The organism is Mucilaginibacter sp. RCC_168 (genome assembly GCF_041355315.1).
Classification (GTDB): Bacteria; Bacteroidota; Bacteroidia; order Sphingobacteriales; family Sphingobacteriaceae; genus Mucilaginibacter.
On record NZ_JBFUPN010000039.1, the window covers coordinates 1 to 21247 of the forward strand.

General features: G+C 43.6%; 21 protein-coding genes. 11 read left to right on the forward strand and 10 right to left on the reverse strand.

Features of this window, described 5'->3' with window-relative positions:
* The 3 genes from AB6735_RS26610 to AB6735_RS26620 form a co-directional block, all read left to right on the forward strand.
* Positions 1–673: hypothetical protein (locus tag AB6735_RS26610; RefSeq protein ID WP_370999228.1), on the forward strand; the 673-nt coding region annotated here is incomplete at its 5' end.
* Positions 666–1298 (forward strand): cyclodeaminase/cyclohydrolase family protein, encoded by a 633-nt coding sequence (locus tag AB6735_RS26615; RefSeq protein WP_370999229.1) that lies wholly within the window; start codon positions 666–668, stop codon positions 1296–1298. The genes AB6735_RS26610 and AB6735_RS26615, both read left to right, overlap by 8 nt.
* A gap of 204 nt (positions 1299–1502) precedes the next feature.
* Positions 1503–1715 carry a hypothetical protein gene (locus AB6735_RS26620; RefSeq protein ID WP_370999230.1) on the forward strand — a complete coding sequence of 71 codons (213 nt, stop codon included), beginning with the start codon at positions 1503–1505 and terminating at the stop codon, positions 1713–1715.
* Between the two features lie 9 nt (positions 1716–1724).
* Here AB6735_RS26620 and AB6735_RS26625 read toward each other — a convergent pair whose 3' ends face one another.
* Positions 1725–2057, reverse strand: coding sequence for an RNA recognition motif domain-containing protein (locus tag AB6735_RS26625; RefSeq protein ID WP_370999231.1), 333 nt, complete (start codon positions 2055–2057; stop codon positions 1725–1727).
* A gap of 9 nt (positions 2058–2066) precedes the next feature.
* Complete coding sequence (locus tag AB6735_RS26630; protein ID WP_370999232.1) at positions 2067–2558, reverse strand: hypothetical protein; 492 nt, start codon at positions 2556–2558, stop codon at positions 2067–2069.
* A 63-nt stretch (positions 2559–2621) separates the two neighbouring features.
* Between AB6735_RS26630 and AB6735_RS26635 the strand changes: the two genes are divergently transcribed.
* Both AB6735_RS26635 and AB6735_RS26640 read left to right on the forward strand, forming a co-directional pair.
* Complete coding sequence (locus AB6735_RS26635) at positions 2622–2873, forward strand: hypothetical protein (RefSeq protein ID WP_370999233.1); 252 nt, start codon at positions 2622–2624, stop codon at positions 2871–2873.
* A gap of 52 nt (positions 2874–2925) precedes the next feature.
* On the forward strand, positions 2926–3789 hold the full coding sequence (locus AB6735_RS26640; protein ID WP_370999234.1) for an SOS response-associated peptidase: 864 nt from the start codon (positions 2926–2928) through the stop codon (positions 3787–3789).
* Here the strand turns inward: AB6735_RS26640 and AB6735_RS26645 are convergent.
* From AB6735_RS26645 to AB6735_RS26665, 5 genes are read right to left on the reverse strand one after another with little or no spacing between them, the layout of a single operon-like run.
* The gene (locus AB6735_RS26645) at positions 3786–4361 is read right to left on the reverse strand and encodes a cupin domain-containing protein (RefSeq protein ID WP_370999235.1); all 576 of its coding nucleotides are present in this window, start codon (positions 4359–4361) and stop codon (positions 3786–3788) included. The two genes, AB6735_RS26640 and AB6735_RS26645, sit on opposite strands and share 4 nt — an antisense overlap.
* Positions 4362–4417: 56 nt before the next feature.
* Positions 4418–7630: an error-prone DNA polymerase gene (locus AB6735_RS26650; protein ID WP_370999236.1), complete on the reverse strand. Its 3213-nt coding sequence runs from the start codon at positions 7628–7630 to the stop codon at positions 4418–4420.
* A complete protein-coding gene (locus AB6735_RS26655; protein ID WP_370999237.1) occupies positions 7627–9144 on the reverse strand; it encodes a DNA polymerase Y family protein in 1518 nt (505 codons plus the stop codon). Before AB6735_RS26655 ends, AB6735_RS26650 begins: the two co-directional genes overlap by 4 nt.
* Positions 9122–9853, reverse strand: coding sequence for an ImuA family protein (locus tag AB6735_RS26660; RefSeq protein WP_370999238.1), 732 nt, complete (start codon positions 9851–9853; stop codon positions 9122–9124). The genes AB6735_RS26655 and AB6735_RS26660 overlap by 23 nt, the downstream gene beginning before the upstream one ends.
* 11 nt (positions 9854–9864) lie before the next feature.
* Positions 9865–10161 carry a hypothetical protein gene (locus AB6735_RS26665; protein WP_370999239.1) on the reverse strand — a complete coding sequence of 99 codons (297 nt, stop codon included), beginning with the start codon at positions 10159–10161 and terminating at the stop codon, positions 9865–9867.
* A gap of 87 nt (positions 10162–10248) precedes the next feature.
* Between AB6735_RS26665 and AB6735_RS26670 the strand changes: the two genes are divergently transcribed.
* The 6 genes from AB6735_RS26670 to AB6735_RS26695 all read left to right on the forward strand — a co-directional run bounded on the left by AB6735_RS26670 (position 10249) and on the right by AB6735_RS26695 (position 15498).
* Complete coding sequence (locus tag AB6735_RS26670; RefSeq protein ID WP_370999240.1) at positions 10249–10557, forward strand: hypothetical protein; 309 nt, start codon at positions 10249–10251, stop codon at positions 10555–10557.
* Positions 10517–10909, forward strand: a complete 393-nt coding sequence (locus AB6735_RS26675; protein ID WP_370999241.1) for a hypothetical protein — start codon at positions 10517–10519, stop codon at positions 10907–10909. Before AB6735_RS26670 ends, AB6735_RS26675 begins: the two co-directional genes overlap by 41 nt.
* 228 nt (positions 10910–11137) lie before the next feature.
* Positions 11138–11662: a topoisomerase DNA-binding C4 zinc finger domain-containing protein gene (locus AB6735_RS26680; protein ID WP_370999242.1), complete on the forward strand. Its 525-nt coding sequence runs from the start codon at positions 11138–11140 to the stop codon at positions 11660–11662.
* 162 nt (positions 11663–11824) lie between these two features.
* Positions 11825–12928, forward strand: coding sequence for a YaaC family protein (locus tag AB6735_RS26685; protein WP_370999243.1), 1104 nt, complete (start codon positions 11825–11827; stop codon positions 12926–12928).
* 4 nt (positions 12929–12932) lie between these two features.
* Positions 12933–14405 carry a P-loop ATPase, Sll1717 family gene (locus AB6735_RS26690; RefSeq protein ID WP_370999244.1) on the forward strand — a complete coding sequence of 491 codons (1473 nt, stop codon included), beginning with the start codon at positions 12933–12935 and terminating at the stop codon, positions 14403–14405.
* Positions 14406–14706: 301 nt separating this feature from the next.
* The gene (locus AB6735_RS26695) at positions 14707–15498 is read left to right on the forward strand and encodes a HEPN domain-containing protein (RefSeq protein ID WP_370999245.1); all 792 of its coding nucleotides are present in this window, start codon (positions 14707–14709) and stop codon (positions 15496–15498) included.
* 12 nt (positions 15499–15510) lie between these two features.
* Here AB6735_RS26695 and AB6735_RS26700 read toward each other — a convergent pair whose 3' ends face one another.
* The 3 genes from AB6735_RS26700 to AB6735_RS26710 form a co-directional block, all read right to left on the reverse strand.
* Positions 15511–17964, reverse strand: coding sequence for an ATP-binding protein (locus AB6735_RS26700; protein WP_370999246.1), 2454 nt, complete (start codon positions 17962–17964; stop codon positions 15511–15513).
* Positions 17955–19235 (reverse strand): DNA methyltransferase, encoded by a 1281-nt coding sequence (locus AB6735_RS26705; RefSeq protein WP_370999247.1) that lies wholly within the window; start codon positions 19233–19235, stop codon positions 17955–17957. Before AB6735_RS26705 ends, AB6735_RS26700 begins: the two co-directional genes overlap by 10 nt.
* Before the next feature lie 81 nt (positions 19236–19316).
* A complete protein-coding gene (locus tag AB6735_RS26710; protein WP_370999248.1) occupies positions 19317–21170 on the reverse strand; it encodes a Z1 domain-containing protein in 1854 nt (617 codons plus the stop codon).
* Positions 21171–21247: the final 77 nt, after the last annotated feature.

Consider the following 21247-nt stretch of genomic DNA (forward strand, 5'->3'; position numbering starts at 1 on the left):
TGCTGTACTCGTCCGCCAGCCAAATACATGCTCCGTTTGCCACGGAATAGCATGGTCACCCTCCGCAGAATACCCAGATAAGGACAACCACGGCATTCTTTTAGAATTCCCCCTAAACAGGTATATAACTTCAGATTTAGCGTTAAATTCGATAGATCCCTTGAAAGACATTGATGGATTGAGTGCTTTCAATCTTGGAATGATTGCTATGGGAAATGAAAATGACGCAATATTGCCAGCGACTCCTCAGGCATGCATCGCCTTAGCAGAGCAGGATATCGAACTTATCGGGAAAAAAGTTGCGGTAGTCGGACGTGGACGTACGGTCGGACGTCCTCTTCTAAATATGTTGATCAATCGTGGTGCAACCGTAGTGGTTTGCCATACGAAAACATTGAATTTAAGCAGTCAACTTAAGGATTGTGATATCGTATTTGTCGCTATTGGAAGCCCATACGGAATCGACGAAACACATTTACCGGAAAACCAAATCGTTATTGACGCAGGTATTAACTTCTTAAACGGTAAAATCGTCGGCGATGTTTCTCCTGCGGCTTACGATAAAGTTAAAGCTTATACTCCTGTTCCAGGCGGTGTGGGAATAGTGACCAGTACCTTAATATTTAAGAATCTGATTAAGGCGGTAAAATTGCAAAACAGACGAAATGGATAAAATGAACTCTCTTTTAAATAACTCGTTGTCTAAGCTGATAAATGACGTAGCGAGTGATTCCCCCACACCAGGCGGGGGTTCGGTAAGCGTAGTCTCAGCGGCGCTTGGTTTATCACTAGTTATAATGGCCGCTGAAATCTCAAAGAAAAATAATTCTTCGATGGATCTTGAGAATTTAATCTTAGAAACTAAAAGCGCTTCAGAATCGCTATTAGGATTTGCAGACAAAGACATTGAAGTTTTCAATCAATATATGTTCGCCCTAAAACTACCCAAGCATAACGATGAAGAAAAGCAAGTTCGAAATGAAGCTATTCAAGCAGCCGCAAAGATGGCAACTGAATCACCATTAAAAGCCGCGGCCGAGATTGTTAAAAGCATGAAATTGACCAAACGCCTTTTGCCATTTATAAAAAAAGATGTCGTGAGTGATATTGGTGCCGGTATTGCTCTTTTAAATGCCAGCCTTAATGCTGTACTGTTAAACGTAGATATTAATCTCTCAAGCATTCGAGATAGTTTATTAAAAACGACCTTTAAAAGTAAAAAGATAGCATTACTTAATACCGGGGCAGATGTGTACGCATTAGTTTGGGATGAGGTTACAAACATGTTTGCCGTCTAATTTAGTCGAGTGCCCCATATTGCCTGGTCCAAAAGCTTTACAATTCCGGTACTATTTACGTTATCAGTATGGGAGCATGAAAGCTGAAAACGATACGGCCGCTGCCCGCGAGAGGAATAATTTTTTTTACCTGGATTTATTCACAAAAAGCTATTTCCAAACAGTACTTGTATTCCTTTGGTTTGAATTTTTAAATTCGTACGCATGCAGAAAGTTTACTATAAGCGGATCACGACCTGGTTTGATTATCCTGATCACAACGAGATTTGTGACGATTACGTCACTTATGGTTTATCACGTCACAATTGGGTGGAGATCTGCCGCACGCTCCCTCAAATGGATATGAAAGCAAGACAACAAGCCGTAGCTGAAGCGTTGCGGGTCGAACCAGCTGATATAGAGCTTGTCAAAAAATAGGCTGAATCATTACCATTTATTCCCGTCGATGTCGCCACCATAAGCCTGGTCATTGCGGCGGTACTCTCGCCGTTGCCGTTGAATATTTCCGCTACTAGATTTTCCTCTTTCTTCCGATTCTGACAGCGCAATTTTGCGCCCGTATATCTCCTTCCCGTTCAGGGCTGCAATCGCGGTCTTTGCTTGTTCACTGGCCGGCATCTCTACAAACCCCCAGCCTTTTCTTTTTCCTTCTTCATCAGTTTTCAGCATCACCGAGTCAACCTGTCCGAATTGGTTCAGCAGCTCTTTCAGCTCCGTTTCCGAAAGCTTGTGCGGTACGTTCGCAATAAATAGTTTCATAAGTGCGTATTATATTCTTTCAATGATTTGATGTTTGACGGGATCGGCTGTTAAGTGATGCATCGGGCAAATCAACTTGCCGTCATACTCCAGCATGTCGGTGCCGAGGTGCGGGCATCTTCTGCCTTTACAGCTTTGGCCCAGATACCCCTGGTACCATTTTTCATAAGTCGAGAGATCGGCATTGTGCCCGGCAAATGATAAGCCGGATTGCTGCCGCTCGCAAACCAGTTCAAGCGCGGTTAGGCCTATAAAATCGTACATCTCCGAACCGGACGGCAATATAATGCTCCGGGTATAGCCATTTGCTATCTGAAGCCGGTGGCGCATTCGCGGGTGCATTGCAAAGCGTCCGTCGATATGATAATGTTCGTGCGGAAAATTAAACTGAACATCCGTGTGTGGCTGCGCAAAAACTGGGATAGCATAAGCTCGCCCATCCTCTTTGAGGCGAATCTCCGTGCAGGTAACCGTATAGCTTTGTCCGATTTGATATTCCACGCCCTAAAATAAAGAAAAAAGCGGCTACTTGACGCAGCCCGGCGTTTTACCTAACTTTAACAGATGTTTGATAATAACCCGGTATTCGAGATTATAGTGGAGGATAAGGCGGTGCGTGTCAGCGAACACTATATTGGTGAACAGCGAGTCTTTTATGTGGACCTACCCCTGCAAGGAAAGCCTCTGATCCTTACAGTGACTGAGGGTCCGAAAGGCCGATTCTGGACCTCTGTACCGCAGGGACGTCAGGCAGACGCGGAAAAGGTTGGCCCTTTAATTGCGTGGTATTTCAAAAACAAGAAAAATAAAACATAAACATATGTGTTATTATAACGGACAGAAGGTAACCCGCGCGGAATTTATTAAGTTGAAGTCGCTGGAAAAAGCGGTCAGCAAGTATAACTTCCTCAATGTAGGTGTACATAACGGGTTCAATTATGCGCCCTGCGCGATATTGGTGCCCACCGAAGATGGAAAGGACTTCGAGATCGTACAGGCCGAATGGGGCTATGTGCCAGGGTATATCAAAACCCGCGCCGAAGCCAATATTTTCCGAGCCAAATACACGACCCTGAATTTTAAGTCTGAAAATCTTTTCGCGAAAGAAGACGGCAAACCGTCCATGTGGGCCTCGGCGGCTAAGAATCGTCGCTGCCTTGTGCTGTCGACCGGCATCGTGGAAAGCCGTCACGTACCCAAGATCGGCAAGAAGGGCCAGGAACTGAAAGAGACGATAAAATACCCATATCTCGTCACTGTAAAAGGTCAGGAATATTTCTTTATGCCCGGTTTATATAATGAATGGCTCGACCCGGAAACAAGCCAATTCGTCAATACCGTGGCGATCGGCATTACCTCGGCGAATGCGCTGATGAGCCAGATTCATAATTCCAAGCTGCGCATGCCGACCATCTTAACGGAAGACCTGGCTTATGAATGGCTGCTGGAAAAACGGGAAAAAGAACGCCTGAGTATTATTGCCAGGACGCAGATACCGTCGCGTCTACTGGAGTTTTGTACGATTGACCCGGATTACCGGACTGCGAAGGAAGCGACGCCGCGCGACTTTCAAGAGCTGGCGCCGATAGATATGACCTTTCTGTATCGCGAGGAACTGGAATTCGATCACTGGCCGGTGACGCCGTTCGAGCCGGAACCGGAAGCCGTGAAAGGTACACTGACAGAAGAAACGGTGTTGGCTGGGCGTCCGGGCAACTTAACGCTGTTTTAGTATCTGTCCACCTTGACGGTTGTTGTATAGCCGCTTTCAAAAGTGAGATTTACCACCCTGTCGACTTTGGGCCGGGTGCGGTGCATCACATTCCGCGGAATAGTGAATAGTTGGTTCGGCCGCAGCTCAAAGGTTTCATTCTCCAATTCAATGATCAGGATGCCTTCGATCACTAAAAAGCATTCATCGGAATCAGGGTGCAAATGCCAGAAATAAGGTTCGGTCATGACGGCTAAACGTACGACATGATCGTTTGTTAATGCGACTGGCAGGTTTTTATAGAGCTCACTGGTGGTAGCTTCCTTAGCCAGATCAATCACGGTCAGGTTTTCGGTATTGATTTCCGCGATATTAAAATCATCGTCTGTAGGAATCGAAAACTCCCCGCTTTCCTTATCCTCACTCAGCCAAACCTCCTGGATATAACTGGAGAAGACATCAAAGTGTATGGTAGCAAAGGCTATCTTTTCTTCCCACTCATCGTCATTATCCAACTCACATTGGTTGTAAAAGGAATTGATCACGATATCCTGCATAGACGGATCGCCGGGATCCACATCGACACTGTCCAAATAATCATGTAATTTGCTCGTCTGCGGTCATCCCGTAAATGTAGGAATTCCTCAACCTATTTAAAATTCCGGCTTTTAGGAAAGGGCTTTTTCAGATCCTCGGTGTTTAGCACATTTTCGAAATAAGCATCGGCATACGGGTCGACTTTTTTGGCAGCACTGGAATTTTTGAGCTGACGGGTTTCCGCGGCTTTGTCCTGTGTGAGATGCCGGGTGAGGCGCGAATAATCGTAGCATCTGGCAACAATCAGGTGCGTGCTGCCACCTTCCTGCTGCACGCGGCCTTCGACGCAGAGTACGTCGGAGTATAAAATTTCCTTGGTGAATTTCTTAAAGTTTTGTTTAAAGACTACCAGATTGCAGGTATCTTCTTCATCTTCCAATGTAATAAAACATACGCCTTTGGCTGTGCCCGGTCGCTGGCAGAACAGCATGATACCGGCCAGGCGGACGTAAGTTCCGTTCGGCACGGCTTTGACCTGTTTGACCGTCAGCGCACGGAGTTTGTTTAACTGCGGCCGCAGAAAGCTAAGTGGGTGCGCCTTTATTGATAAACCCGTTGTCGCATAATCCTGAAGGACATGTTCCGACAATTGCATAAAAGGTAACTGTAATTGCTGCTCAAAGGAGCTGTTTGATGCCTGTCCCGCGAATAATCCGATAGGCCGGTCTTTTAACGCTTCGGCTTCCCATAAAGCCTGCCTGCGGTCAAGACCGATGGAGCGAAATGCATCGGCTTTTGCGAGCAGGACGATGCCTGCCTGCGATACACCGGCTTCGGCGAGTTGCTCCATGCGGGTAAGAGGTTTTGTCCGAGCTGCCGTCAAGAAGTGGATATCTTCTTCTTTTAGCCCTTTGACCTGGCGGAAGCCTAGCCGCAGGGCGCAGAACTTGCCTTTGGTTTCTTCCAATGTGTAGTCCCATTGCGAATGGTTGATATCGATATGCCGAAGGGAAACGCCGTGCTTATGAGCATCGCTGACGAGTTGGGCGGGCTGGTAAAAGCCCATCGGCTGGCTGTTGAGGATGGCGGCGGCAAAGACGTCGGGATAATAACATTTGATCCAGCAGGAAACGTAGACCAGGTGCGCAAAGCTGATGGCATGGCTTTCGGGGAAGCCATAGCTCCCAAAACCCTCTAATTGTTTGAAGATACGTCGTGCAAAATCCTCGGAGTAGCCTTTGGCCAGCATGCCGTTGATCAGCTTGTGCTCAAATTTGGTGACCAGTCCATTGAATTTAAAGGTCGCCATACTGCGGCGGAGCAGGTCGGCCTCGGTTGGTGTAAAACCTGCCGCCACGATGGCCAGTTCCATTGCTTGTTCCTGAAACAGCGGGATGCCGAGTGTGCGTTCCAGTATGGCTTTGATCTCATCGGATTCATAAGTTACCGGTTCCAGTCCTTGCCTTCGCCGGATATAGGGATGCACCATATCGCCCTGTATCGGGCCGGGCCGCACGAGCGCAACCTGTATGGCCAAATCATAAAAATTCTTGGGGCGGAGTTGTGGCGCCATAACCATCTGCGCACGGCTTTCCACCTGAAAGGTGCCGGCGGTATCGGCAGCCGTAACCATTTCAAAAACCTTGGGGTCGTCCTGCGGAATATTGGCCAAGGTCAGATCAAGGCTGTGGTGCTTTTTAGCCAGGTCGAAAGCTTTGCGGATGGCCGTCAGCATACCGAGCGAAAGGAGGTCTACCTTCATAAAACCCAACGCGTCGATATCGTCCTTATTCCATTCGATGTTGGTGCGGTTGATCATCCGCGCGCGAAAAACCGGGCAGAGGTCGCTCAACTTACCTTGCGTTATAACAAAACCCCCGGTGTGCTGTCCGAGTTGCCGCGGGAAACCTATGAGCTCGCTGGTCAATTGGATGACCTTGCGCAGGTGTCTTTCTTTTGGGTTCAGTCCCAGTTTGGTGATCGCTTCTTCGTCGATATGATCATCCGCCAATTCTCCAAAAGCCTTTGATAACTTTTTAACGGTATCGACCTGCAGACCCATAGCCCGGCCAACGTCCTGGATCGCACCCTTACTTTGTAATACCGTTACGGTTGGCAAAATCGCCGCACGGTCACGGCCGAAGCGGCTGAATACATACTGCATCACTTCTTCACGGCGTTCGTGCTCGAAATCCACATCTATATCGGGTGGTTCCGGGCGGTCGTCGGACATAAAGCGCGAGAAAAGCAGGCGGTACTTCATGGGATTCACCGGGGTAATGCCCAAGCAGTAGCACATGGCCGAATTAGCTGCTGAGCCGCGGCCCTGGCAAAGGATCTTTTGTGAACGAGCCCAGGCGACGTAATCGTGAACAGTTAGGAAGTATTTGGCATGGCCGCGTCTTTTAACAAAATCCAACTCGAAATGAAGTTGCTTTTCGAGTTTAGGTGCCAGCTTTTCCCCAAAGAATTCATGCGCGCCTTTGAACGTCACTTCGGCCAGGTATTCATCGGCGGTCATGCCATCCGGCACAAGTTCATCCGGGTATTCGTACCGCAAACTCTTCAGATCGAAGTTGCAAGCCTGCGAAATCTTTTGGGTGTTGGCGATGGCTTCGGGGTACGCGTGGAACAGCCGCTCCATTTCTTTGGCTTCCTTCAGGTAGCGTTCAGCGTTTTGATGCAGCAGGAAACCGGCGTTAAAGATCGTGCGCTTATGCCGGACGCAGGTTAAGACATCCTGCAACTCCCTGCGGGAGGGGTCGTGGTAATGTACGTCATTGGTGGCCATCATAGGAATGCCCAGTTCGGAGAGCAGGAACAGCCGCTTGGCGTCACCGTCCGCAAATGTTCGGCTGGCAGCGATGTACAGGTTCTTGATATTTTGCTGGTACTCGGCGGCTTCTTTTTTAAATTTTGCAGGCAGCTCAAAATCAGCCGTTATACTGGCTGGCGGGATGATGACGAAGATGCTGCCTTGGCTATACTGATAAAGATCTTGTTTATAGAGGTAGCATTTTTCTTTTTCAGCCCGCAGGTTGCCCAAGGTCAGCAGTCCTGACAGGCGGGAATAAGCGGCTTGGTCAGCAGGATAAGCCAGCAGGCTTGGCCCGTCCAGTAAGTCAAGCCGTACGGCCGGAATAAATTTAATGCCGCGATCTTTGGCCACAACGTAGGCACGCACGACCCCGGCAAAAGTATTACGGTCAGTGATCGCGATAGCCGTGTAGCCCAGGTCAGCCGCCTGATCGACGAGTTCCTCCGGATGGCTGCCGCCGAGCCGGAAGCTGAAATTGCTCGTGACCTGCAGCTCCGCGTAACTCATGGGAAATAACCGTGTATGAACCAGCGCCGGGTTTGTTCAGGAATGTCATTCGGCGTGCCGAACAACCAGTAGCGCATACCTTCTTCGTCTTCCGCCACATAATAGTCGCGATAACCGCCGTCTTCGATCCACCATTCATGGCTAATGCGCTCCGGTCCGTCAGCGTTCACAATAATATGCCGCTGGTTTCGATAAACGAATTGGCGGGGCGCGTAATCAGGTGTCAATGCCATCGCCTCGATTGGCTCGGGTGGTTCCAGCAATTGTACCGGACGGATCTTGTCCTCGGGCCACTCGTTTTCGGATGTTTGCGCCAGATCAGTAGTATTAACGGCTGCACGTTCCGGCCAGTGATGCTCTTGTGGCAGGTAGCGGTGAATGTGGTCTTTGCCTACACGTGCGCCGACATTATCCAATAACTCGGCGACCTCTTCGCCGTCCGCCGCCGGCTTGCCGTTCCACAGCAGGTTCTGTTTATCGCTGGCAGGCTCTGTTTTGGTTGCCTCCAATAAAAACACTTCTATACCCAGACCCGGGGCGATCTGGTCGAATTGCAGCTCGAAGAGTTTAAAGATATGATCCGTGCGCTGGCTGGGATGGTTGGTGCCAATGCTCAGCTGTCCTGATTTCCCATCGATTCGCCAGTAGGTCAGTACAGCACTGCGCAGGCCGAGGCCTTCACCATACAATCGTTTACACAAGGTATCGATCAGCGCACGTACGGTCGTTTCGATCACTTCGCGGGTTGTTATCGGTTCGAGCAGAGTGAGCCGTTCACTATAGGGTACCGACTCTTTAAGCGGTAACAAGAATTCGGCTTCCTGTCCCAGCGCCTGGTAAAGCCGCAGCACCATATTACTACCAAAGCGGCGTTTGAGCACCGATTTTGGCATATGAATAAAACTGCCCACCTGGTAAAAACCGAGCTCCCGCAGCTTGATCACCAACTCCACACCTAGCCGTAACGAGGCAGGCGGCAAGGGCATCAGCGCGTTACGCTGACCACCGGGCGGCACAATGAGTCCGCTCTCAGCGCAGCGGGCTACCGCCCAGGCGCACCCGATGGTATCGGCCATACCGGGGCGAATGGTATAACCCAACACGCGCAAGCGGCTGACCATATCTTTGAGGAATTCGATCTCGCCACCTTTCAAATGCGTGCAGCCGGTTACGTCGAGTAGCAAACCGTCGGGTGGATCCACCATGACCAGTGGTGTATAGCGCAGGCACCATTCGGCTAGTCCTTTCAGGAGTTTGATATTTCGACCGGGCTTCGTTTCCAGAAGTTGTATTCCCGGTGCCATCACCCGGGCGTCGGCGGCGGTAATGCCGGCCTTAATACCGCAATTTTCGGCATGGATGTTCATGGTCATGACCAACATACGGCCATGGTCGGGTACAGTAATGGCAACGGGGAGTTCTCTCAGCGATTTCATACGTTTAGCTTCCCGGTCGGTCAGTAAATATTTAAACCATATGGATACAAAACGCTTAAGCATAGCGACGGCCGGCATCGGGTTGTTGAATCTGTTCTTTTTGCGGGTGAAGGAAAGCGTTGTTTTTCCATTCCAGCGTCCAGGACCCGGGTTGTCCGTTCTTCACTTTGAGCAGATCTACCTGCCAGCGAGGATGACCGACACCGGGCATACCAGGCCGCAGTTTACTGCGTAGAGGTTTCACCGTCCAGCGGGCGGTACAGGCGGTAGTATTTAACGCTTTTACGTCTTTGCGCAGAATAAAGCCGGTGACTTGGCTTTGTTCGATCGCCAACTGGAGACGGCGTGATTCCATAAAGGTGAGCAGCCGGGTTTCACAGATGACTGCTGCAATCCCATTACATTTAAGCGCTTCTTCGGTCACCCAGAGTACATCCTTTTCGCGCACCACATCGATAAAAATTATTCTGTCTGGGTTGATGCCAAAACGTTTGAGGGCCGGTGGATAGATCCTGCGCGTATAACTGACCCAGACGCAGACACCGCCTTTTTCCAGCAGGGTCTGCATGATGCCTGCAATAAAGCCGCCGATGGCTGCAGTGAATTCAGGCCTTGTACTGATAAATTCATGTAATACGCCAGTAGGAAACGCCTGGTTAGGAAATGCGTTTTCGATAGGCCCCAATCCAAAGGTTTGGCGTTCCTCCGGTGCTGTGGGTCGGAAGCCTTCCCAGCCTAAAAGGTCCTGGCGCAATTTGTCGATTAGTTCTTGTTTAGTCGCGCTCATGGTCTTAGAGTTTAAAAGTCAAAATGCATTTGGTCAAAATTCAATTTGCGGCTGCTGTTGTATTCACGGATAGCGGTCGCGATAGCTTTGGTTTCATTAACCGTGAAAACATCTTCTTCGCTGAAGCCTGCTACATCCTCCGGCGTTAGGGACTCATCTTCGATTTTCACGAAAATGACCGAACTGTGGTTAAAGCTCCTAATCTGATAGCGCATGTATCCGGTGTCATCGGCTAGCCGATCAAGTTGTTCGGCTGAAAGCGTCGTCAGTTTTCCGCTGATGTCGAGTTGAAAATTGAATGGTACCATGTCAGTAAATTTGGGACTATAAAGTTATGCTAATATTTTTAGCATTTTCTCATTCTTTTTTACATTTTTTTCTCCACTTTTGTTTTTATGAGAAATAAATTATTCGATGACCTGCCTAAATCGGTGAAGGTCAGCAGTGGAAAATGGGTGCAGATACTACCGGATAAAGGGGAAGGCTATGAACTATATAATCCGCTGGCTGAAAAAGAGTTAGGGCGGTTATTGTTCGATGCTTCGGATAACTGGGTCTATGATGGAGACGTACTTACGGTGGACGAGCAGGAAGAGCTGGCCGGTAAAATCACTGGACATCAAAAAGAAATGGACAAATTATTGAATACGTTAAAGGAGGATAATGGAACAGCTGAGTTTTTTTTCCGAAGCGGGACAAAGTAGAGATTTGCCGCAAGAATTGCTGGAGTACCGAACAGACCTGTTTGATGCGGCCGCCAGTGATAGGCTATTGATAAAATTTATTCAAGAAACGCCCTGGAAGCAAACGACTCAAAAATTATGGGATAAGGAATATCTCACGCCGCGACTAACCTGCTGGTATGGCGAAACCGAACGCATTACGGGCGCATTGCCCTGGACTCAGGAGCTAAATTCCATTCGCGAAAAGGCCGAAGATTTGGCAGGCATAAAGTTCAATAGCGTGCTGCTGAACTATTATCGTGACGGCAATGACTCGGTGGCCTGGCACAGCGACAAGGCTTGCGCCGAAACGGTGTGGTCTCATTCATCATAATCTCCAGTCACTAGCCAAACAGCTATTTTAAAGACCTATCGCTTCAACGAACAAATTCTTAAACTGAGTAGCACGTTCGTCCAGAAAAATCCACAGCAGATCCTAAAAGAGCTGATTGCAAATCAGCCGGCAACCGAAGGGCATGTCAGCTTTGAATTTATTAAAATCGCGCCTGGCAGTGGAAGGGATCACTATTTTCGGTTCAGGACACAGCACATATCAGAAATATTGGGCAAGATCAACGGTGAAAGGCCGGGGGCGTCTGTGTTTTTAATAGGCCGTTATAAGGTGAATGCACCGAGTGATATCCGCTACTTAAATAATCAGTATCCAGGTCTTCAAATTAAATTTTTTACCGCTCACGCTGTAAAGGGCATGACTTGTGATTACACGATTCTATTGGATATCGACTCGGGTATACTCGGGTTTCCTTCAGAAATGGCCGATGATCCAATGCTTAATTACTTGCTTCAGGAGGGTGACGGTTTTGATAATGCAGAAGAACGCCGGGTTTTTTATGTGGCAATAACGAGGGCGCGGTACAGGAATTACCTGATCTATAACGAGCATCAGCCGAGTAAATCTATCGCAGAATTGCAAACGGAAAATAATTTAACAGAACAGGCTGCAATCAAGTGTCCAGAATGTGGCGGACAAATGGTTAAACGTACAGGGCCATACAGCGAATTTTATGGCTGTGTCCACTATCCGCAATGCACAGGAAAAATTGCGATAGCGCTAACTAATGAATAATGTGGTTTTCTATATATTTTTATCGATGAGCCTAAAACACCTTTTGGAAAATCCTCTTCCCTAGCTTATCGAGGCAATGTATCGTAAAGACAGCAGAAAAATATTGAATTGTATTATTTTATAACTAATCTATATATCTTTAACATCTATTCTTATCACTTCATGATCCAACCTATTGAAACGGCAAGCTCCGTATTACATTATAATACACTTGAAAAGCAAATCTGGCGGGAAATTTCAATGCTTACAGATTTTAGACTGATTAAGGAAAAATTAAAAAAAGAGGCCAGGAGCGCTAATCTTGCCATGACTGATGAATTTGCTTCACAAAAAGCAAAGGATATTCAATATTGCATTAAACAAGCTAAAGAGTACTTTTTGTCTTCAAAATCCGCAACACTAGTGATAAAACCAACGCTGATATATTACGGATTAATTAGTCTTGCGGCTGCACTTGTTATTGTGAGAGACCGTGATAAAAGTCTAAATAGCATGCGAGGGGCTCATGGATTAAAAGACAAATATCCCGACAAATTAAATTCAGTAGCAAATTCAACGATAAGCAGAAATGAAATTTTAGAGATATCGGCAGAGATTCAAGATAGCGGAACTTTCGCGGAAATAATTCGGATGAATCTACATGAAGGCTTCACCCTTCCCATTAAACATGAGGGGTCAACCGACACGACAAAGGATTTCAAACAACAGGTCAATTATGCAGGTAGCTATCCCACGCTAAAAGAAATTAACCTTTTATCTATCTTCCAAAATATACCCGAAATTTGGAAGGAAACAAAACTTGTACTTAAAAAGGAGTCTTTTGTATATATGGGTGAAGCGGTTTTGAGTGGAGAGATCATTACATGCCGGATATCAAAAGAATTAAATACAATTGATGAATTAGAAAGGAACTTTTCTTTTACGGCAAGAGCTACAGTAGCAGAAAGCAACAATTATTATTTTTTCAATATTCCCAGATCACAATATACAGATATTACCCCGCTAACTAAAAGAGACACAACGGCAACGCAATATTTAACTGCGGATAAAAACAATCCTTTAATAACTAGTGATTTTATTTTGTATTACCTTTCTTTTTTCTTGTTAGGTTCACTTGCGCGTTACAAGCCTGCTCTCTGGCGTTATATCCTTGAAGACCCGATGCACGGCTTAAGCACAATACCAGAGATACTATGCGATAGCGCGTATATAAAATTACCTTACCTTTTTTTAAACGAATTCAACAATAACTTCTACAAGATATAATCATATGAAAACCGCAGAATATAAAATTGGAGAGATCTATTTTGGCACAGCCGATGGAGAAGATGAAGCTTTGAATTTATTAGGCAAACAAGATGAATTTAAGAACTATTATTATGACTATGATAATATGGTTGAAAAAGCGCTACAGCCATTGCGCTATTTAATCCTTGGCAAAAAGGGCGCAGGTAAGACTTTGCTTGGAGAGTATCTGAACTACAAACTGAATAACGCACCTAACAGCATTAGCAATATTGTTTCCTTCAACGAGTTCAGGATGCACACATTAAGAGAATTAAGTGCTGAGGATACTCCTCCAAATGAATATATACCAATTTGGACTTATGTAATTTTAATCGAGCTTTCTAAAATAATAATTAGCAACATAAGTCTAAAAGATGACGAAAACTGCTTGCGGCTTAAAAAATTTATTGCCAAAAATTATCAAAAACTCATTCTGACTCAAAATGCGGAGAAGGACATCGAAAAATTAAAAACGGTTAATGATAACTCTGACTGGATTGGAGATATCATAACCGATGACAATAAAGACCAGATTCAGGACAGCTATATTTCCTTTATCCCAATTCTAGAATCAATCGTAACCGAGGTTGTTAAATCAAAGCCTGAATTTTCGTACAACCTGATTCTGGATAAAATTGATGATCGGTTTACAAATTCTACATTGTATAAAAACTCTGTCATTAGCCTTATCAAAGCAGTGGACAATTTTAATAAAAATTGCGTGCGAAATAAGATCAAAGCAAAAGTCACCGTTCTATTAAGGAGTGATATATTTTCATTGTTAAATGATACAGATTTAAATAAGAGGGAAAACTCAAATGCAGTAAGAATTGATTGGGGGGACGCAGCTAAATATACATCACCATTATTCGATCTAATCATTCAAAAAATTAAAGCCTCATTACCAAGTTTGAAGGAAAAATCAAAAGGTGAGATTATCCGGCTTTTTTTTCCGGACTTCATTAAACAATCACATAGAAAAATACCTCTCGATAAATTTCTTTTGGGAAGGACATTGTTTCGCCCAAGAGATGTTATCACATATTTGGGTCTAATTACTGACAGATACGGTGATGCTTCCTGCTTTACTGCCGAAATGTTTCTTGATGTGCAATTGAGATACTCAGAATATTTCTTGAAGGAAATAGAAAATGAAATGAACGGACACCTTTCAGATACGCAAATTAAAGAGGTGATTTTATTAATGATCCGTTTCGGAAGATTTGACTTTAAATACGACCAAATCAAGCGTTTTGAAGATAAGGAGAAAATATTAACATCCATGTCGCTTGATGACGCACTGAAAGCTTTGTTTGATTTTAGCATCATCGGAAATTATTACTTCGAACGAGGTCAGCAACGCCATACTTGGAAGCATAGGCATGATAGGGTAGAAATCGATTTTAATAAGCAAATGTGCCTACACTATGGTCTATGGCGTTATTTTAATGTATAATCATATTTATTATTACGGAAACAGAGCCACAGAAATACTGGCTGAATAGTTCATGGTACAGACTATGCTATAAATCTTAATTACACTGAGGTCAAAGGTAAAACAAGCGGCTTATTAACTTCCTCCATCTGGCATTGGACTTTTTAAATAAGTTGTATTAAATCAAAATGAATTCGGCTGCTTATCAATTCTCAGCAATCCAGATAAAATCTGATAGAAATTCCAGTAGGATAAAACCGGCATAAATGCAATTTTATAAATTATTTATAAAGTAGAAAGTCATGTAGCTTTGTATATCTCTATGCTTAAATATAATTTAAAATACTCTCTTACAGAGGCCGCCCTGTTATTTAAGACTAGTAATGAAACTATCAAAAAGTGGTGCTATCATTTTTCCGAATATTTAGGCAAAGCGGCGAACCCTCCGAGAGGCACATCCAGGGAGTTTAATTTAGATGATATTCGCGTGTTTGGACATATTGTGCAGTATTGGGAAAACCATCCTGATTTTGAAAATATTAAATATGGGCTAAATTCAAATAACCACTATAATGACGATCAAATCGATGAATTTCTCTTATTAAACACACCTTTCATTATAGACCTACCAGAAGATCTCGACGAGAGTTGGAGACATGGTGTGTTATTCGTTGGCATATCGGAATTTGGAGATACTTTTGTGTTGGCGAAATCCTATAAATTAGCGGGAGACAGGCTGATTGAGGCATCTCTCGAAAATGACGAACCCAGGGATCTATATGCTCCAGCGATATTTAACTACCGCCATGCTGTAGAATTATACATAAAGGCCATCGTTGGCAAGCATAAACAAACTCACAATTTATTGACATTACTGGAAAAGCTAAAAACGTATTTAAAAAATGAATTTAATAGTGATCTACCAGAGTGGTTAGAGAATGTCATAATAACCTTTCATGACTTTGATCCTTATGGCACGACATTAAGATACGGAGGGGCGTCAGGCATGGAGGAGATGTTTATTAATTTCGTACAACTTAAAAAATTAATGGAGATGCTTGCAAAAGCATTTCAAAACATCAGATATCACCAGGGATTTACAGATGGAAACTAAACTGTTAATTAGTTATAGAGAAAAAGCTTTTAAGTATACATCTATAAACTCTGACGGAACATCAGTAGCAAACGTATGGTTTATAGCTTGCAAAATTTTATCGGGAGGAACTTGTAAGCTGATAACATCATTTGATATACTTAAAAAACCCGGTATTAATCTCTCCAAACTTTGGGCCAAGGTTTTTAGATCATCTACCGAATGATTCTTTAAAACAGCGTTTGCATATCTTAATGCGTTCAAGTTAGCGGGCTCCTTATCCGTCAGAATAATATTCCATGCAGTTTCTAAGAGCTCTTTTATAGGACCTCTGTTAACCTCTCTATCTCTTATATTTTTAATCCAGGCGGTGGTTTCAACTACGGTGTGGCAGTTTTCAAACAAATCTCGTAATTCCTTTAATCCAACTAATTTGGGGCTTGAGAGAATAATCAGCGCGCTTAAATCTCTAGCCCTTATCAAATTGATCTTATGTTTCTTCGCTTCAGTATTTACGGCAGAATTGGAATCGTCAGCACCTTCAAAATCTATGGCTACAACTACGGCATAGTTTGCGTTGTAGGCGTCTCGATGCCTATCAACACCTGATATATGAGCGGTAGTAGCCTTAATTTTATCTTTTCCTGTGCTTTTAGCATCGTATGTTAATGAATACCTGTCTGGAGATCCAATAGGCCCAAGATAAGCGTTCGCTTTTCCATCAGGTCTACCAGGGCCGCCAATTTTTGAAGCTTCAAATCCCAAGGATACAAACGCTTGTTTTACAGCTTCTTCAAGGCCTGCGGAATTACTTAACGACGTCTGCAATAAAGCGGCTACAAATGGTGCATTTGGTTTGTCGCTAAAAGTTAACTCTCTTAGCGTGTCATCCCTTCTTCGCATTATTGCCGATGCTTCATCTTGATTAATGCCATTTTCTATTAAAAAGCATTCAGTAAGTATTTCAGTCAGTGCAATCAGTTCAAATGGCAGTTTAGACTTAATTTCATCTACAAAATTGGCAAAGAAAGGGTGTAGCAGGTTGATTTTTGCAATTCCGGTTTCTAATTCCAATTTAGCGATGGGGTCATCTGGATTTAAAGCAACCCATGCAGTTTCACGAATAATACCTTTTTCACTTACTAGGTCAGTTTCCAGTTTTGTAATAAAAATCGCTTTTTCTTCTGTCGTTAGGCCTTTGGGGAATTCCGTTAATAACAAGTCAGAAATCGAGCCATCAAAAAATCGTTTTGCAGCTACCAAAATAGGTCTCCGGGACAAGCCAGCCGACGCAGCCGCAATCTTATAAGAAGCTCTATTCTTTCGCTCTTCCTCTTCAATAACATTTTGATAGAAAGCTCGAACTTCATTAAACTTACTGTTGATATATGCCTTGATCTCGTCAAGTTGTTCCGATTCTTTTATGGCTTCCCTGGTGGAGGTAATATAACTATCAAGTTCATCAGCATTTACTGTAATTCTAATTCTATTGAACAAACCGTGAAATAATGGTGACATGCCGGGTAATAAAGCGTCATCAATGTTAATTAGTCGCCCGCGAACCATTAAAAATATTCCGTGACTTCTGGATATATTATCAGACTTACTCGCTAGTAATGATTCTTGATAAAGGTCTATTCGACCTGTAACGTTTTGGATGCTTGTCATATCCACAGAAGGTTCACCTCTGTAAGTTCCTACACTATATCCTTTTTTCTTAGCGACTTCGTCATCAACTCCAAATATAAACGTCTTTTTGATTTCTATTTTTTCTTTGCTTGGAATTATATCTGAGCCGTTATAGCTGAGCTTAAAAGCAGGGTTCAACGGTAATGCCGTGCTTAATATCCATTTTAATCTCCCCTCCTGGATCTGTAGCGCCTTTCCCTTCAAGTCGGACATGATTGCCATTGTCCAAGTTGACTCTGCATCCTTGCCCCAAAGTTCGAATGAAAGTAATTTTTTATTTGCTCCGCCAACATAAGGATTTAACGCCGTTTTAACTTCGTCGAGCGTTAATTGTCGTTCGTCTAGCTTAATGCCTGTTTTCTCAGAAATTGCATTGATGTTAGAATAATTCATTGTAACTGCGTAGTAGTTACCATCTTTTGCTTTACAAATCAGGGTAAGTTTATTAGTTAAAATATAAGTGGCTAATTTGCCAATGCCGAATTTGCCTATTACTAATCGCTCTACAGGCACTGTATCTCTTTTATTTGAGGAGCCGATTTTCCAAAATTGCTTGAGTCCTTCTTTTCCCATCGACTCACCATTATCACACACCCATAATACTGATTCGGGTAAAGATTTATCAATTGGAACATGTACAGAAACTTTAGATGCGCCTGCATCATAAGAATTGCTTACAAGCTCTTCAAATGCCTTGTTAGGGCTTGAGTATAAACCGGCAGAAAATAATTCAATAATCCTGTAACTGATTTCTACTGGAATCTCATCAATTTTTTTACCCGAAGTTTCTATTGACATTTGCGTGCGATGATAATCAGTTCTTCCGGGTAGATCAATTTTTTATTTTCACTAGTTAGCTTGGTAAACTTACCGGAATTTTTGTCTCGAATAGTCGGATTGATTTTGTGAGGGATTTCACGTTTTATGATCTCTACGATCTCGAAATTCAATAATATTAACATTTCCGCGAAAGCTTCTGCAGATTTAATTCTGACATCTTTCATCGTGGTATTACCAACCACCAGACAGGTAACACCTGAAGGTTTCAAAATCCGTTTCATTTCCGCTGCCACCTCATACATGTTATTGAAATAGTTTGCAACTTCGCCAGCCAACCTGGTATCAATTTTATTTAATTCATTAACGATATCTTGGGCAATCGTACTTTTAGTGACCATATCCCTATTGTTGGAATAAAAAGTCCCTATAAAGTTCTTTCTAAAAGTGCTTATATCGGTAATGTAATCATACCAGTATGCTGTAAGTTGATGGATATCGGCATACTCATACGACGTGACGTACGGCGGCGAGGTGATGATAGCCCCTATGGAGTTTGCCCTGATCTTGGTTTGTCGTGCATCAGCAAGCCTAATATCGCATTCCACTCCTAGGTTATTGTCCTTTTCCAGCTGAGTATAAAAATCTGTGTTCTTTTTATACATCTTCCGCAGCTGTAATTCCATTGCTTTGAAAGGATCGGCTATAACTTTCTCAGGATCTATCTGTGGCTTGGTGCCACGTTGTAGCCAGCGGGAGCAGTTTTTTAAAATGTTTGACAGAGCACACAGAAAAAAGTTCTTGAACCCTTCTTCTTCAATATTGTTTATGAGGCCGTATAAGAAAGCGATCTCATTTTTTTCTTTTTCTCTGAACCAGTAATCTATTCGCGCATGCTGTGCAGCCGCATAGACTATTTCCGAGTCATAGCCAGTCATCTCTGCCTTGAAATTTGTTATTCTTTCGGCCAACAATTCTGGTTGGAGGGCATGTATTTTGGCTTGGGTTATTAGTTGGGCAACCGGATTAATATCTACCCCAACTGAATTTCGGCCGTGAACTTTAGATTCTACCAGGGTGGTACCGCAACCTGCGAACACATCCGCGATCTTATCAGCTGGAACGGTATACGTCTCAATGAGTTTTTTTACAATTTGCGGTATGAACTTCGCCGGGTAACGGTGATAACCATGAGTAAGGTTATCAATGGATCGCGATCCTGCAAATGACCAATCATTGTTGACAGGTACATTAAACTTATCGTTTATTATAGAGAGAATATTGCTTTGCATTATTAGTAAAATAGGAATCGCATACAAATATAGTTAAATTGAACAGATCGATTGGTGCTAAATTTATTAGCAAATTAATAATTAATTGGTTTTTAGAAATCGAATTCGTCCCTGATATTTATAAAACACCCTTGCTTGACCCATGCCGTTCTCAAATAACTTAATGTGATGGATCGCATCGGGATACTTATCTACTTCTAATTGATCGTTACCCATAAATCCACGCGTACGAGTGATAGTTGCCCTATCAACCTCGGCACTGTCCCTGTAACCTGAAATAGTAGATGTTTTATGGACTACTATAGAATTATCACCCTCTGGTCTGAAACTTTCAATATAATTGATCAAATACGTGGGCAAACGTTCCGTGCCGAGAAGGTCTGAGATCTGCTTAATTTTATTAATCGCTGTACCGCCCCCGGCGATGATGCTTTCGAGATCGGTATTCGGATAGTCAAAAAGAGCAAAACTCATCTCACCCTTGTCAACAATTACCCTGGCTTTATCAATACTGTTGGCTGCTACTGCGGTTACGCGGTTATCATCCAGCCATACTGGAGATTCGTTGACGAGTTTTCGTGATTCTAATGACAGTCTGTGGAAAATAAAACATTTCTGCCAGTCCAGAAACAAAGCTTCAGGTATCATCAGTTCAAAGTATTGCAAATACTTACCGCGAGCGCCGAACATCCTGGCCCGCTGGATGTAAGTATCCTGCTGCAATTTGCTAACCACGTCGCGCGCAAATAGCATAGACAATAAATTATCGAAAGTAACGCCCCTGGATACAATATTACCTCCAATAACAACTGTAAAGGGGGAAGTCGGTGAAGTGCCAGTCCTGTTATCGGCTGCGTTAACGTCTTTGTCACTGTTCATAACTACCAGGTTATGCCGCTCGCTATTCCCAACAATATAGGCCGTCACCTGATCCTCATGTCCAGGATACCTTGTCTTTGCAAGTTTCCAAATCGCCTCCAAATATTTAGAATGATTGGTATTTGTATCTTCTTTGATCGCCTCAAAAATTCCGACCAATTGCCGATAACCGATGGAATGGTCAGAAGTTTTGCCACTTGTATGAATTAGCAGAGAATAATTTTCTTCAGGATTATTGATGTTAAGGTAGCCGACGTTCACCATAAAGCTGAACAAAGCTTTTTGTATGGACTCGCTCATCTCTTGGTTTGCAGGTGTAAAAGTCAGACGGTAGGACAGATCGGAGATATCAAGAGGAAAGAAAACGTCCTGGCCCGTATATTTAGCATGAATCGGAAAATCCAACCAATCATCGTTCACATTGTTGTGCGTATTATTAAGATCCAACCTGGCCGGTGTAGCTGTTACACCAATATAAATGCCCTGATTGCTGATAAGATCACCTGTTAGGTCGTTAATCGTACTTCTTTCCTGACGGTTGACCTTAGAGTTCGGAGTAGCAAAATCCGCTTCGTCATCTAATACAACTATGTTTTTTTGGCCTTTCAATTTAGTAATTAGCTTTTGCAGATCTTTTGAATTTTTCTTACAAAAAATGACCCATTCGCGACTACCTAGGTTTATTTCAGGCGTCAATATTTCACTGAATTTTTTTGGTGCAGGAGATAAACCGGAACGCTGAAATCTTTCTAAATTTTGACCGAGCAGCTGGACGCTATCATTCATTAGCGCTATGATAATCTTATAACCCTCATCGAGCAAACGCGCTGTCAATGCAATCATTAACTCCGTTTTACCACTTTGCGGCTCACCGTATATTACAAAGGATCGGCGATCGTTTTTGATATTGCCTATTGCTCCGTCCACTACCGAAGAAATTCTACCCGTGTCCTGTCCGAGATGTTGTAATATTTCGAGTCGCCGCTCGTAGCGGGTACGGTTAAGGCTAATAGAAGTTTCCTTAATCTTAGAAAGGTCGAATGATTCGGTTTTCATGAATATGGTATTTAGGTTTTTAAATATATACTTAGTTAATCATAAAATAGATATTCTTTACAATATTATTAATTAAT